We start from the raw sequence: 13,388 nt of genomic DNA on the forward strand, positions 1-13,388 counted from the left end.
GGAATCAACGGTAAACGGCAAGACTCAGTCCGCCGCAAATGCAGACGAGAAGGCACGCGCGGAACAACGACGGGTGCCAGACGTGACGGTAGAGGCCCGTATAGGCGAGCACGCGGTCGACGGCCCAGGTCGCCAGCGCACCCAAGACGAACATCAGGACCACCGTGGGCATGTAGGCATCGAGAATGGCGATTTCACGCGGCATCATGACGAGGCTCCTTGTTGGGGACGCACGGGGCGGTTGCGGTTGAGCGGCTCGAGCGGCGATTCCGGATCGAGCAGCGCCGTGCGTACGAAATGCAGATGGCTCAGGATGCGCTGCAACCGGTGGCGCTCGTCGCGCGACGACGTGACGGCATCGAGCGTGTGCCGGGTTGCGTCGATCGCGGCGTTGACCGCCGCGAGCGTCGCGTCGAAGCGCGCTGCGTCCGGCTTGCTGAACAGCGCGGACAGCGCGGTGCGCATCGTCTCGATCGCGCGTCGCCACGGCGTCGTCGGCGCATGGCGTGGGTCGGACGGCAGCGCCGCCAGCTCGGCGCGCAGGTCGAGCACCGCGTTGCCCGTTTCCAGCACCGCGAACATCCAGCGCAGCGCGTCGCGCTGCACGTCGGGCTGGTCGGCCGACAGCGTGTGTGCCTGATACATCAGGTCGCGCGCGCCGCTCTCGAAGCGCGTGCGCAATCCGGCCAGCCGTGCGTGGCACGCGGCGACCACCTGATGGCGCAGGTCGGCGAACAGCCGCTTCTTCAGCCACGGCGCGGTCGGCGGGAACAGCACCGCGAACGCGATCGCCGAGACCAGCATCGCCAGCACCAGCGCGAGCGCGTCGTTCATGAAGCTCGTCGGGTCGTAGTGCGTGATGTTGTCCGGGCCGGCGAGGAAGCAGAAGAAGATCAGGTAGCCCATCCCGTAGCCGGCGAGCTTCGGCTTCAACGTCATGTAGATGCCGATCGCGAGCAGCGGCGCGAGCGCCACGCACAGCAGCGGGAAGCCGTCGATGTGCGGGTAGATGCCGAACATCAGCAGGAAACCCGTGCAGACGGCCAGGGCCGTGCCGATGCCCATTTGCGCGGACATCGCGGTCGGGCGCGGCGTCGACGACGCGAGCGCGCAGGTGGCCGCCGCCGTCAGCGTCATCGTCACGCCGCTCGGCCACGCGGTCGCGATCCAGAACCAGCCGAGCACGAGGATCACGGTCGCGGTGCGGATCGCGGCGATCACCATCGCCGTCACGTTGGTGCGCGGCTCGTAGCGCTCGATCCAGCGTTCGCGCTCGTGCGTCGCGGTCGACAGCGACGCATAGGTTGCCGCGTATTCGTGCAGGTCGGTGATGAAGCGGTACAGCAGCTCGGCGGCCGTGTCGAAGTCGAGCAGCGGAAAATCCGGCTGCGTTTCGAGCGCCGCGCGCGTGGCGCGGATGCGCCGCGGCAGCGCGTCGCGCCATGCCAGCAGCTGTTCGGCCGCGCGCGCCGCGTCGGTCGGCGTGCGCACGGGTTCGCCATTGCGGGTCAAGAGCGGCGCGATCTCGCGGAAGTACGGCTCGATCGCATCGATCGCGGCCTGTGCGCCGGCCGCGCGCAGCCGGTTCATCAGCTGGTGCAGCGCATGGAAGCGGCTCGACACGCTCATGAACTCGCTGTTCAGCCGCGCGAGGCGGCCGCTGCGCATCCGCGTGTCCGGATCCTCGAACACGGCCATGCTGCGCGCGGCCTCGAAACCGACCACGTCGGCGACGAAGCGCGTATGGATCGTTTCGATGTGCGCGCGGTCGAGCTTGCCCGACAGCGCCGCCGCGACGTAATCGACGAAGCCGCCGAAGCGCGTGCGTACCGTCGTGCGCATCTGCTCGCCCGTGTACTGCGGAAACACGAGCGCGCTGACGACGCCGGCCGACACGATCCCGATGATGACCTCGGACACGCGCGTCATGGCGCTCATGAATGCGCCGTCCGGATGTTGCGACGCGGGCAGGCCGATCAGCGCGGTCGTATAGCCGGCGAGCAGGAAGCCGTAGCTGCGGAAGTTGCGGTTGCGCGCGGCGCCGGCCGTGCACAGCGCGATCCACAGCGCGACCGCGAGCAGGAACAGCTGCGGCTGCTGCGGGAACAGTCCGACGAACGTGAGCGTCGCGATCAGCCCGAAGATCGTGCCGGCGACCCGGTAGAAGCTTTTCGCGAGCACGGCGCCGCTTTGCGGCTGCATCACGATGAACACCGTGGTCATCGCCGTCTTCGGCGCCGGCAGGTCGAGCCGCATCGACACGCCGGTCGCGATGAACGCGGCGAGCAGTGCCTTGAACAGATAGAGCCACGCGGCGCCGTCGCTGCGGGCCCAGTCGCCGAACGCGGCGTACCAGGCCGCGAGCGGGCCGCCGGCGTGCGTGGAAGCGGAGGAGGAGGCTGACATGACGGTCGCTCCGCGTTACCGTGCGGCCGGCGTGGCGCTCGCGCCGGCCGTCGCGACCTGCGCGGGCCGGGCAGGCCGGGCAATAGCCGCGACGGGCTTCGCACCCGATGCGGCCGCCGGCGCGGCGGCACCCGCGGCGGCTTCGTCGCGCGACGGATGGTCGCCCGACGGATGGCCGTCCCACGGATGGCCGTCCCGTCCGTCCTCGCCCGTTTCGACGCCGCCGCCGAGCGCGGCCATCAGCTGCGCGTGCGCGGCGAGGCGTTCCGCGTCGATGCGGGCCGCCGTCTCCTGCGCGCGCAGCAGCTGCTGTTGCGCGATCAGCACGTTCACGTAATCGGTCAGCCCGCGGCGGAAGCCTTCGCGCGACAGCTGGTAGCTGCGGTCGTTGGCGGCCACCGAGCGCGCGGCGTCCTTCTTCTGCGTATCGAGCGAGCGGATCCGCACGACCTGGTCGGCGATGTCCTTCAGCGCGCCGACGACCGTCTGGTTGTAACGCTCGACCGCCTGGTCGTAGCCGGCATCGGCCGCACCGAGTTGCGCGCGCAGCCGGCCGCCTTCGAAGATCGGCAGCGACAGCGCGGGGCCGGCCGTCCAGCCGCCGTTCATCGCGCGCAGGAAGTCGGTGAACGGCGCGGTCACGCCGAAGCCGCCGACCGTCGCGAGCAGGTCGATGTTCGGGTAGAACGCGGCTTTCGCGACATCGATGCCGCGGGCCTGCGCGTCGACCGTCCAGCGGGCCGCGACGACGTCCGGGCGGCGGCCGAGCAGGTCGGCCGGCATCGCGGACGGCAGGCCGGCCGGCGCGTCGAGCGCGAGGCTCGGCCGCTTGATCGCGTCGCCGGCACCCGGGCCCTTGCCCGCGAGCGCGGCGAGCTGGTGGCGCGCGAGCTGGATGGCTTCTTCGTAGGTGTCGATCTGGCGCTCGTAGTCGGGCAGCGTCGATTCGGCCTGGCTGACTTCGAGCTGCGTGCCAATCCCGGCCTGCAGACGCTTGCGCGCGAGATCGGCCAGCGCGCGCTGGCGTTCGAACGTCTCGTGCGCGAGGTCGAGCAGCGCGTAGTTCATCGACATGCCGACATACGCGCGCACGACGTTGACCTCCAGCTCGAGCTTCGCCGCCCGGGCGTCGGCCGCGGTCGCATGCGCGGTGTCGAGCGCGCGCTCGGTCGCGTTCTTGTCCTTGCCCCACAGGTCGAGGTGATACGACAGGCCGAGCGTGCCGGTGTTGTTCCACGTGTCGGTGTCGGCGAGCGGCCCCGGGCCGTAGTAGACGTTGTCGGGCCAGTGCTGGCGCATCAGCGACAGGTTGCCGTTGATCTGAGGCAGTTCCGCCGACCGGGCCACGCGCGCCATCGCCTGCGCTTCGCGCACGCGGGCTTCGGCTGCCGCGAGGGACGGGTTGCCGGCCTGGGCGGCGGCGATCCACGCGTCGAGCTGCGGATCGCGGTACGCGCGCCACCAGTCGGACGCGGGCCAGCCCGCGTCGCGGTCGGCCGCGCGGATGGCCGCACCGGCGTCGAGCGCGTTCGCTTCGATGCGGGTGGACTTGGGCTTGTTGTCGCCCATGCTCGCGCAGCCGGTCATTATTAATGAGACTGCAAGAACCGCCAGTGCCAGCGTCCCTTTTGTTGCCGGAGACCGCACGATTTTCTCCCTTTCGGATATAGATGAGTCGGATGCGATTATATTTTTCAGTGATTCCTGAATAAACGGACAACGGTGCAAGTCATTTTTACGAATCCTGAGATAATATTGGTTGGCCCCTGTGCAACAATCCACCCGGATTCAAAGGGGTAATGGGATGGATACGTTACAAAACATGCGGGTATTCGTCCGCGTGGTCGATGCGGGAAGCTTTACCGCCGCCGCTCAGCAGATGAATTCGACGACCGCCTATGCGTCGCGCGCCGTGTCGGATCTCGAGGCGCACCTGCGCACGCGCCTTCTCAACCGCACGACACGCCGGATCGCGCTGACCGAGGCGGGCGAGCGCTACCTGCAGCGCTGCGAGCAGATCCTCGCGTATGTCGATCAGGCCGAAGCCGAAGCGGGCGATGCGCACGCGCGCCCGTCGGGCAAGCTGAAGGTCCATTGCTTCACGAGCCTCGGGCAGCACTATCTGGTGCCGGCCATTGCGCGCTACCGGCAGCGCTATCCGGACGTGCACGTCGAGCTGACGCTCGCGCAGCGGATGCCCGACCTGCTCGACGAGGGGTACGACGTCGCGATCGTCGTCGGCCGCGACCTGCCCGATTCGGGGCTCGTGTCGCAGCGGCTCGGCGAGAGCTACAGCGTGGTGTGCGCATCGCCCGGCTATGTCGACGCGCACGGCGCGCCGCATACGCCGGCGGATCTCGAGCAGCACATTTGTCTCGGGATGGTCGCGCCGGGCTTTCACTTCGACGAGTGGGCGCTGTCGGGGCCGCACGGCGACGAGGTGATTCCGATCACGGCGCCGCCGTTCCGCGTGAACGTCGCGGAGGCGCTCGCGGTGGCCGTGCGGGAAGGGATGGGGATCGGCGGGTTGCCGCTCTATTCGGCGATCGGCGGGCTGCGCAGCGGCAACATCGTGCGCGTGTTGCCCGAATACCGGTCGCACGTGATGAACATCTACGCGCTGTATCCGTCGCGCCAGTACCTCGACGCGAAAATCCGCACCTGGGTCGATTTCCTGCGCGACGAGTTGCCGGCCACGCTCGAAGCCGACGAAGCCGTGCTAGCGCAGTTCAGGGCTGCGACATGACGGCGCGCCCGAGCCCGATCTGACGAGATTTGTCGTTCGTGCAACATTTTTTTACCATCGGCCGGCAGACAGTTTGATACTGTTGGATCATAGAGACATGGATCTGCCCACACCCGGAGTCGCAATGGATACGCAATTGATGATCGGCCTTGGCGTTCTGCTTGGCGCGGCCGCCGCCGCCGCGGCCGCGCGGGATCTGCTGCGGGCGATGAAGGCACGCATGAAGCCGGTGCCGGTGCGGGTGCGCGCGTCGTCGAACGGATCGCGCCGCGCCGACCGCTGATCGGGCGGTATGCCCGATCGAAGAGGGGCCGCATCGCGCGGCCGGGTGGCCCGGCGTTCAGCCGAGCTCGACCACTTTGTCCCACGCAAACGCGGGATTTTCCAGTTCGCCGGTGCGCCGGAAGATATAGCCGCGCGGGTTGCACACCACGCGCGTGCCGCTGTCGGTCACGTAATCGAATGAAGTATGCGTGTGGCCGTGGATCCATAGGTCCACGGGCGGCCGCACGAGTTCCGCCATGTCGGTGACGAATCCCGCCGACGCCAGGTCTTCCGCGTAACGCTCCGCCAACGAGCGCAGATGCGGCGCATGATGGGTGACGACGATCGTCCGCCCCGCGAACGGCGTCGCGAGCCGCGCTTCCAGCCACGCGCGGCCGTGCCGGTGCAGCGCGATCGCGTCGGCGGGCGCGAAGTCCCGCTCCGGCGTGCCGCCCGCATGCAGCGCGGCTTCATGCGGCCACGTCACCTGGATCAATCCCTTGAAATCGAGCATCACGCGCCTGCCGGCCTCGATCGCGCGCGCGACGCTCGCATCGTCCGCGCCGAACAGCGTGAAATCGCTCCACAGCGTCGTGCCCAGCACGCGAAAGCGCCGCGCCGGATCGACGTACACGCCGTTGTTCAGATAATGCACGTTGTCGAGCGTATGCGCGGCGTCGCGCATCGCGGTTTCGAGCGCGCCGAATTCCCCGTCGTAGTACTCGTGGTTGCCCGGTACGTAGACCACCGGTACGGCGGGATCGAACGTCTCGGCGGCCCAGCGCAGGCCTTCCGCATGATTGTGGATGTCGCCTGCGAGCACGACGAGATCCGCGTCGGCATGGACGATCGTGTCGGGCGCGTTGCATTCGAGATGCAGGTCGGACAGCACGCGGATTCTCATGGCCATCGCTCCGGAGTAGGTGGCTTCAGCGCAGGACCTTGCCGGGATTCATCAGCCCGCGCGGGTCGAGCGCCGTCTTCAGCGTGCGCATGAGCGCCGTTTCGACCGGCGACTTGTAGCGCTGCGCATCGTCGATCTTCAACTGGCCGATCCCGTGTTCCGCGCTGATCGTGCCGTGGTGGCGATGCACGTTGTCGTAGACGATCCGGTTGATCGGCTTCTGGAATTGCGCGAGGAACGCCTTCGGATCGCCGCCTTCGGGCGTCTGCACGTTGTAGTGCAGGTTGCCGTCGCCGAGGTGGCCGAACGTGACCATTCGCGCGCCCGGCGCGGCCTGCTGGATCGCCGCGTCGGTTTCGTCGATGAAGCGCGCAATCGACGAGATCGGCACCGCGATGTCGTGCTTGATGTTGAGCCCCTCGTCGGCCTGGGCGAGCGGAATGTGTTCGCGCAGGCCCCAGAACGCGCGCGATTGCGCGAGATTTTCCGCGACCACCGCGTCGACCACGAGCCCGGCCTCGAACGCCTCTTCCATCAGCTTCTCGAACAGCGCGCGCGCATGCGCCTCGCTCTCGTTGTCCGACAGCTCGAGCAGCACCGTCTGCGCATGCGGGCGGTCGAACGGGTAGCGCAACTGCGGATAGTGCTTGCCGACGAGTTGCATGCAGAAGTCCGACATCAGCTCGAAGCCGGTCAGCAGCGGGCCGGCCGCGCGCTGCGCGAGCGCGAGGAAGTCGAGCGCCGCGTGCGGCGACTCGAGCGCGGCCAACGCGGTGACCTGCGCGGCGGGCAGCGGATGCAGCTTCATCACGGCGGCCGTGATGATCCCGAGCGTGCCCTCCGCGCCGATGAACAGGTCGCGCAGGTCGTAGCCGGTGTTGTCCTTGCGCAGCCCGCGCAGGCCGTCCCAGATCTCGCCCTGCGGCGTCACGACCTCGAGCCCGAGGCACAGTTCGCGCGCGTTGCCGTAGCGCAGCACCGCGGTGCCGCCCGCGTTGGTCGACAGGTTGCCGCCGATCGTGCAGCTGCCTTCGGCGGCGAGGCTCAGCGCGAACAGACGGCCGCCTTCGCGGGCGCGCGCCTGCACGTCGGCGAGGATCACGCCGGCTTCGACGGTGATCGTGTTGTTGTGCGGGTCGAGCGCGCGCACGCGGTTCAGGCGCGCGAGGCTCAGCACGGCTTGGGCGCCGCTCGAGTCGGGCGTCGCGCCGCCGGCGAGGCCCGTATTGCCGCCCTGCGGCACGAGCGCGACGCCGTGCACGTTCGCGAGCCGGACGAGCGCGGCGACTTCCGCCGTATCGGCCGGTTTCAGCACCGCGCACGCGCTGCCCTTGTAGCGGCGGCGCCAGTCGGTCAGGAACGGTTCGGTATCGTGCGGATCGGTCAGCACGCCGGCGGCGCCGATCGCGTCGCGGCAGGCGGAAACGAAGGCTTCGGAAGAAATCATCACGGTCGGTCGCGTAAGGGTCAGGACGCAGCGCGCTGCTTTTTTGCCGCGCGCTTGAACGGCGCGACGTAGGCAAGCGCGGCCACGAAGAAGCCGACGGCGAGCGCGGTCTCGCACCAGCCGAGCGTCGCGGACAGCCCGCGGTCGGACATGCCGCGCACGATGCCTTCGGCAAAATAGACGAGGATCAGCATGCTCGCCCACTGCATCGTATAGATGTTACGCCGCCAGACGCCGGGCAGCGCGAGCGCGAGCGGCACGGCCTTGAGCATCAGCGCCGAGCCGCCCGGGCGCAGCGGCGCGAGCCACAGCTCCCAGGCGAGCGACAGCGCGATCAGCGCGGCGAGGCACGCGGCGGCGGCCAGCGCGTAGTGCGGCCGGGCGGCGGCGGGGCGGGCGGGCGCGTTCATGCGGCGTCGGTCGCCTGGGCGGCGGCGAGCGCGGCCGCCGCGCGGGCGAGCCGCACGCCGAGCGCGGCCGCGAGCGCCTTTTCGTCGGCCGACAGCCCGGCGGACGCGCTGCGATCGTGCTGCGACACGTGCGACGCGCCGTAAGGCGTGCCGCCCGTGCGCGTCGTGCTGAGCGCGGCTTCCGTGTACGGGATTCCGACGATCATCATCCCGTGATGCAGTAGCGGCAGCATCATCGACAGCAGCGTCGATTCCTGGCCGCCGTGCAGGCTGCCGGTCGACGTGAACACGCTCGCCGGCTTGCCGGTCAGCGCGCCCGACAGCCATTGCGGGGTCGTGCCGTCGAGGAAATACTTGAGGGAGGCGGCCATGTTGCCGAAGCGGGTGGGCGAGCCGAGCGCGAGGCCCGCGCATTCCTCGAGATCGCGCAGTTCCGCATACGGCGGGCCGTCGGCGGGGATGTCGGGGGCGGTGGCTTCGCAGACCGTCGAGACGGACGGCACGGTGCGGATGCGCGCCTGCATGCCGGGCACGCTGTCGACGCCGTTCGCGATCGCGAGCGCGAGATCGCGCGTGGCGCCGTGACGGCTGTAATAGAGGACGAGAATGTCTTTCATGGGCGACGGGGCCGCGTGCGGCCGCGCGGATGCCCGGTGCAGTCGGCCCCTGCTGGATCGAGCGGCTATTATAGGGGCTGAAGTCGTCGCGCAGCGCGGCGGCGGCGCGCCGTCGGGCGCGCGGCATCAAGAAGGAGAAACCGTTTGCCGAAGTTGAGCGTCGATCTCGACACCATCAAGCGCCTCGCGCAATTCGCGGCCCGGCGCAGCGCCGAGGATCGCATCCCGCAAGTGGCGGGCAGCCTCACGTTCACGACGATGCTGGCACTCGTGCCGCTCGTGACGGTCGCGTTCGCGCTGTTCACCGCGTTCCCGATGTTCTCGTCGTTCCAGATCTCGCTGCAGGGGTTCCTCGCGGACCACCTGATGCCCGCGCAGTTCAACGTCCAGATCTTCAAGTACCTGAACCAGTTCGCGGCGAAAGCCAAGGGGCTGACGACGGCCGGCCTGATCGTGCTCGTCGTCACGTCGGTGATGACGATGATGACGATCGAATCCGCGTTCAACCTGATCTGGCGCGTGCGCAAGCCGCGGCCGTTCGCGCAGCGCGTGCTCGCGTACTGGGCGCTGATCACGCTCGGCCCGCTGCTGTTCGGCGTGAGCCTGTCGATTTCGTCGTACCTGTTTACGCAGTCGCTGGCGTTCACCGGCGCCGCGCCGTCGACCTCGATCGTCGAGTGGCTGCTCGCGCTCGTGTCGCTGCCGCTGACCGTGCTCGCGTTCACGCTGCTGTACGTGTACCTGCCGAACTGCACGGTCGCGTGGCGCGACGCTGTGATCGGCGGGCTGTTCGCAGCCATCGCGTTCGAGCTCGCGAAGCGCGGCTTCGGCTATTACGTGCGGCGCATTCCGACCTACACGGCCGTATACGGCGCGTTCGCGGCGCTGCCGGTGTTTCTGCTGTGGGTGTACCTGAGCTGGTTCATCGCGCTGCTCGGCGCGATGGTCGCGTCCGCGCTGCCGGCGATCCGCGTCGGCCAGTTCCATCGCATTCGCTATCCGGGCAGCGACCTGCTCGACGCGCTCGAACTGCTCGCGCGGCTGGCCGAGGCGCACGAGGTCGGCAAGGCGGGCTATACGGCGACGCGGCTCGCGACCATGTTGCGCTGCGACATGGAAACCGCGCAGCGGCTGCTGCTGACGATGGAGGAGCGGGAATGGATCGCGCGGCTGGATGGCGGTGAAGTCGGGCCGCGCTACATCCTGCTGGCGAACCCGGCGCACCTGACGCTCGCGCAGCTGTTCGACGTGCTGGTGATCGACCGCACCGAGCTGACCTACCAGCTGCAGCGGCGCCGCAGCCACGTCGATGGCGCGGCCTTGCTCGACGTGCTGACGAACGACCGGTTCGACGTATCGCTCGCGTCGCTGATCGCCGCGCACAGGCTCACAGGTGCACAGCCGGAGGAAAGCGTGCCCGGGCCGGTGCCCGACGGGGCACCCGACCCGCACGCGCGGCCGCCGAAAACGGCGTGACGCGGTGCCGGGCGGGCGTTACAGCCCGATCTTGCCGGTGCAGATGTCCTTGAACATCACCCAATCGCCCATCAGGCTGTAGATCGGGTGCCGGAACGTGGCGGGGCGGTTCTTCTCGAAGAAGAAGTGTCCGACCCACGCGAATCCGTAGCCGCACACGACCGCCGCCGGCAGCCACAACCAGTAGCCCGTCGCGATCGCCATCGCGACGCAGCCGATCACGCCGAGCGAGCCGATGAAATGCAGCCGCCGCGACGTCAGGTTCTGGTGTTCGTTCAGGTAGTACGGGTAGAAATCAGCGAAGCTGGCGAATTGCTCCGTATGCGTATGCGCCATGGCCGTCTCCTCGGGCCGCCGTCCATGCACCCATTGTGCGGCGGGCGGCCCGCGTCCGCAAGCGCCGGCGGCCGCGCCGCACGGGCCCGCGCTTTCCTTTTGACAGGCTTTCCGATAGGATCGAAAGCGATTTGCATTCAAGCATGAGGGGACTACGATGCGCGTCAGCGATATTCTGAAAGTGAAGGGCAACACGCTGTTTACGGTGACGCCCGATAAGCCGCTGCGCGAAGCGGTCGATACGATGGCCGAACACGATATCGGTTCGCTCGTCGTGATGGAGTACGGCGATCTCGTCGGGATGCTGACGTTCCGCGAGATCATCCTGCGCCTGCACGTGAACGGCGGTGCGATCGGCGACGTACAAGTGCGCAAGGTGATGGACGAGCCGCTCACCTGCACGCCGGAAACCGACGTCAACGAAGTGCGCCGGATGATGCTCGAGCGCCATGCGCGCTACATGCCGGTGCTCGACAAGAAGGTGCTGATGGGCGTCATCTCGTTCTACGACGTCGCGAAGACGGTCGTCGAGGCGCAGAGCTTCGAGAACCGGATGCTGAAGGCGTACATCCGCGACTGGCCGGAATCGGAAGCCGAAGCGCACAAATCGTGAAGCACGCCGCGCCCGGTGCCATGACGCGCGGGCGCTGCCATTCGACGGCCGGCGGCGCAGGTTCATCCTGCGCCGCCGTTTTTTCAACAACAACAACACGAGGCCCGCGCAGCTTCGCCCAGACGATGCGCGCGTATTCCGCATGAGCGATCACACGCAAGTCTCTTCCGCGTCGCGCGACGAACGGCGCGCCCACGCGTCGCAGTTCGATCTGTTGCGCCAGCGCCGTTTCGCACCGTTCTTCACGACCCAGTTCCTGGGCGCGCTGAACGACAACGTGTTCAAGATCGGTTTCACGTCGCTCGTCACTTATCACACCGCGCGCTTCTCCGGCGTCGATGCGAAGACGGCCGCGTTCCTGATTTCCGCGATCTTCATTTTGCCGTTCGTGCTGTTCTCGGCCACGTCCGGCCAGATCGCCGACAAATACGACAAGGCGACGCTCACGCGTTTCGTGAAGACCTTCGAGATCGCGCTGATGCTGGTCGGCGCGGCCGGGTTCGTCACGCACAGCGCGACGCTGCTATATCTGTGCACGTTCATGATGGGGATGCATTCGACGCTGTTCGGCCCCGTCAAGTATTCGTACCTGCCGCAGCATCTCGGCGAGCATGAGCTGGTCGGCGGCAACGGCCTCGTCGAGATGGGCACGTTCATCGCGATCCTGATCGGCACGATCATCGGCGGCGCGGCCGCGGGCATCGAAGGCAGCGGCGAGCGCGTGCTGGCCGTCAGCGTGGTCGTCATCGCGCTTGCCGGGCGGCTCGTCGCGCAACGCGTGCCGCCGACGCCGGCGCCGCAGCCCGATCTCGTGATCAACTGGAACCCGTTCAGCGAGACGTGGCGCAACCTCGGCCTCGCGAAGCAGAACCGCACCGTGTTCCTGAGCCTGCTCGGCATCTCGTGGCTGTGGTTCGTCGGCGCGACGTTCCTCACGTCGTTCTTCAACTTCGCGAAGGACGTGCTGTCCGCGAGCCCCGACGTCGTCACGGTCCTGCTCGCGACGTTCTCGGTCGGCATCGGCCTCGGCTCGCTGCTGTGCGAGCGGTTGTCGCAGCGGCGCGTCGAGATCGGCCTCGTGCCGCTCGGCTCGATCGGCATCAGCGTGTTCGCGATCGAACTGTATTTCGCGAGCCGCTCGCTGCCGTCGCCCGGCCATCTGCTGTCGGTGGGGGAATTCCTGGCCGGTGGGCGCCACTGGCGCATCCTGGCCGACCTGTTCCTGCTCGCGATGTTCGGCGGTTTCTACAGCGTGCCGCTGTATGCGCTGATCCAGAGCCGCAGCGCGCCCACGCACCGTGCGCGAATCATCGCCGCGAACAACATCCTGAACGCGCTGTTCATGATCCTGTCGGCCCTGATGGCGATGGGGCTGACCCACGCCGGCGTCGATATCCCGGGCCTGTTCCTCGTCACCGCGCTGCTGAACGTCGTCGTTGCGACGTACATCTACCTGCTCGTTCCCGAGTTCCTGCTGCGCTTCGTCGCGTGGGTGCTGGTGCACACGTTCTACCGGATTCGCCTCGTGCATGCGGAGCGCATCCCGGCGGAGGGCGCGGCCGTGCTCGTGTGCAACCACGTGAGCTACGTCGATGCGCTCGTGCTGGCCGCCGCAAGCCCGCGGCCGATCCGGTTCGTGATGGATCACCGGATCTTCAAGGCACGTTTTGCGAGCTGGGTGTTCCGGCATGCGAAGGCGATCCCGATCGCGCCGCGCCACGAGGATCCCGACATGCTCGCGCGTGCATACGACGCGTGCGAGGCCGCGCTGAAGGACGGCGAACTCGTGTGCATCTTCCCCGAAGGCAAGCTGACCAAGACGGGCGACATCAACACGTTCCACCGCGGTATCACCGAAATCCTGGGCCGCACGCCGGCGCCCGTGATTCCGATGGCGCTGCGCGGGCTGTGGGGTAGCTATTTCTCGCGCCATTCCGATGCGCGGATGCCGCGGCCGATCAAGCGCGGCGTGATGAGCCGCCTGACGCTTGCGGTCGGCGAGCCGATGCCGGCGTCGGTCGCCACGCCCGAGGCGCTGCAGGCCGCGGTGACCGAACTGCGCGGCGCGCGCAAGTAAGCGCGGCGGGTCCGGCGGCAGCGTGCCGGGCCAGATGGATGGCCGGCCGGTGTGGTCCGAACGGTTCACACGGCCCGCCGGCCCGGCACGGC

General features: G+C 68.3%; 13 protein-coding genes. 5 read left to right on the top strand and 8 right to left on the bottom strand.

Annotated elements, in window-relative coordinates:
* Window positions 1–4: 4 nt before the first annotated feature.
* Genes BAMB_RS06720 through BAMB_RS06730 form a run of 3 tightly spaced genes read right to left on the bottom strand, consistent with a single transcriptional unit; the run spans window position 5 to window position 4,053 of the window.
* On the bottom strand, window positions 5–208 hold the full coding sequence (locus BAMB_RS06720; protein ID WP_006755504.1) for a DUF1656 domain-containing protein: 204 nt from the start codon (window positions 206–208) through the stop codon (window positions 5–7).
* Window positions 205–2,406, bottom strand: coding sequence for an FUSC family protein (locus BAMB_RS06725; RefSeq protein WP_011656647.1), 2,202 nt, complete (start codon window positions 2,404–2,406; stop codon window positions 205–207). The genes BAMB_RS06720 and BAMB_RS06725 overlap by 4 nt, the downstream gene beginning before the upstream one ends.
* 15 nt (window positions 2,407–2,421) lie before the next feature.
* Window positions 2,422–4,053, bottom strand: a complete 1,632-nt coding sequence (locus tag BAMB_RS06730; RefSeq protein ID WP_011656648.1) for an efflux transporter outer membrane subunit — start codon at window positions 4,051–4,053, stop codon at window positions 2,422–2,424.
* Between the two features lie 157 nt (window positions 4,054–4,210).
* On the opposite strand from BAMB_RS06730, the gene BAMB_RS06735 reads away from it, so the two are divergent.
* Together BAMB_RS06735 and BAMB_RS35210 are read left to right on the top strand one after the other, a co-directional pair.
* Complete coding sequence (locus tag BAMB_RS06735) at window positions 4,211–5,152, top strand: LysR family transcriptional regulator (RefSeq protein ID WP_011656649.1); 942 nt, start codon at window positions 4,211–4,213, stop codon at window positions 5,150–5,152.
* Window positions 5,153–5,276: 124 nt separating this feature from the next.
* The gene (locus BAMB_RS35210; RefSeq protein ID WP_164714810.1) at window positions 5,277–5,435 is read left to right on the top strand and encodes a hypothetical protein; all 159 of its coding nucleotides are present in this window, start codon (window positions 5,277–5,279) and stop codon (window positions 5,433–5,435) included.
* A 57-nt stretch (window positions 5,436–5,492) separates the two neighbouring features.
* Here BAMB_RS35210 and BAMB_RS06740 read toward each other — a convergent pair whose 3' ends face one another.
* Genes BAMB_RS06740 through wrbA form a run of 4 tightly spaced genes read right to left on the bottom strand, consistent with a single transcriptional unit; the run spans window position 5,493 to window position 8,794 of the window.
* Complete coding sequence (locus BAMB_RS06740; protein ID WP_011656650.1) at window positions 5,493–6,320, bottom strand: metallophosphoesterase; 828 nt, start codon at window positions 6,318–6,320, stop codon at window positions 5,493–5,495.
* 25 nt (window positions 6,321–6,345) lie between these two features.
* Window positions 6,346–7,767, bottom strand: coding sequence for an FAD-binding oxidoreductase (locus BAMB_RS06745; protein ID WP_011656651.1), 1,422 nt, complete (start codon window positions 7,765–7,767; stop codon window positions 6,346–6,348).
* Window positions 7,768–7,787: 20 nt separating this feature from the next.
* Window positions 7,788–8,177: a DUF2069 domain-containing protein gene (locus BAMB_RS06750; RefSeq protein ID WP_011656652.1), complete on the bottom strand. Its 390-nt coding sequence runs from the start codon at window positions 8,175–8,177 to the stop codon at window positions 7,788–7,790.
* Window positions 8,174–8,794, bottom strand: a complete 621-nt coding sequence (wrbA, locus tag BAMB_RS06755) for an NAD(P)H:quinone oxidoreductase (protein ID WP_011656653.1) — start codon at window positions 8,792–8,794, stop codon at window positions 8,174–8,176. Before wrbA ends, BAMB_RS06750 begins: the two co-directional genes overlap by 4 nt.
* A 144-nt stretch (window positions 8,795–8,938) precedes the next feature.
* Here wrbA and BAMB_RS06760 point away from each other — a divergent pair, with 144 nt between their 5' ends.
* Complete coding sequence (locus BAMB_RS06760; protein WP_011656654.1) at window positions 8,939–10,270, top strand: YihY family inner membrane protein; 1,332 nt, start codon at window positions 8,939–8,941, stop codon at window positions 10,268–10,270.
* A gap of 18 nt (window positions 10,271–10,288) precedes the next feature.
* Here the strand turns inward: BAMB_RS06760 and BAMB_RS06765 are convergent, their stop codons facing one another.
* Window positions 10,289–10,606, bottom strand: a complete 318-nt coding sequence (locus BAMB_RS06765; protein WP_012363714.1) for an Mpo1-like protein — start codon at window positions 10,604–10,606, stop codon at window positions 10,289–10,291.
* Window positions 10,607–10,763: 157 nt separating this feature from the next.
* On the opposite strand from BAMB_RS06765, the gene BAMB_RS06770 reads away from it, so the two are divergent.
* The gene (locus BAMB_RS06770; RefSeq protein ID WP_006755543.1) at window positions 10,764–11,219 is read left to right on the top strand and encodes a CBS domain-containing protein; all 456 of its coding nucleotides are present in this window, start codon (window positions 10,764–10,766) and stop codon (window positions 11,217–11,219) included.
* A 142-nt stretch (window positions 11,220–11,361) separates the two neighbouring features.
* The gene (locus BAMB_RS06775) at window positions 11,362–13,296 is read left to right on the top strand and encodes an MFS transporter (RefSeq protein ID WP_011656656.1); all 1,935 of its coding nucleotides are present in this window, start codon (window positions 11,362–11,364) and stop codon (window positions 13,294–13,296) included.
* Window positions 13,297–13,388 lie beyond the last annotated feature (92 nt).

This window comes from Burkholderia ambifaria AMMD, from assembly GCF_000203915.1.
In the GTDB taxonomy this organism is placed as follows: Bacteria; Pseudomonadota; Gammaproteobacteria; order Burkholderiales; family Burkholderiaceae; genus Burkholderia; species Burkholderia ambifaria.

Excerpts from the sequence above, each read along its gene's own strand:
- BAMB_RS06720 (WP_006755504.1), bottom strand. The coding sequence starts at position 208 with ATGATGCCGCGTGAAATCGCCATTCTCGATGCCTACATGCCCACGGTG.
- BAMB_RS06725 (WP_011656647.1), bottom strand. The coding sequence starts at position 2,406 with ATGTCAGCCTCCTCCTCCGCTTCCACGCACGCCGGCGGCCCGCTCGCG.
- BAMB_RS06735 (WP_011656649.1), top strand. The coding sequence starts at position 4,211 with ATGGATACGTTACAAAACATGCGGGTATTCGTCCGCGTGGTCGATGCG.
- BAMB_RS35210 (WP_164714810.1), top strand. The coding sequence starts at position 5,277 with ATGGATACGCAATTGATGATCGGCCTTGGCGTTCTGCTTGGCGCGGCC.
- BAMB_RS06740 (WP_011656650.1), bottom strand. The coding sequence starts at position 6,320 with ATGAGAATCCGCGTGCTGTCCGACCTGCATCTCGAATGCAACGCGCCC.
- BAMB_RS06745 (WP_011656651.1), bottom strand. The coding sequence starts at position 7,767 with ATGATTTCTTCCGAAGCCTTCGTTTCCGCCTGCCGCGACGCGATCGGC.
- BAMB_RS06750 (WP_011656652.1), bottom strand. The coding sequence starts at position 8,177 with ATGAACGCGCCCGCCCGCCCCGCCGCCGCCCGGCCGCACTACGCGCTG.
- wrbA (WP_011656653.1), bottom strand. The coding sequence starts at position 8,794 with ATGAAAGACATTCTCGTCCTCTATTACAGCCGTCACGGCGCCACGCGC.
- BAMB_RS06765 (WP_012363714.1), bottom strand. The coding sequence starts at position 10,606 with ATGGCGCATACGCATACGGAGCAATTCGCCAGCTTCGCTGATTTCTAC.
- BAMB_RS06770 (WP_006755543.1), top strand. The coding sequence starts at position 10,764 with ATGCGCGTCAGCGATATTCTGAAAGTGAAGGGCAACACGCTGTTTACG.
- BAMB_RS06775 (WP_011656656.1), top strand. The coding sequence starts at position 11,362 with ATGAGCGATCACACGCAAGTCTCTTCCGCGTCGCGCGACGAACGGCGC.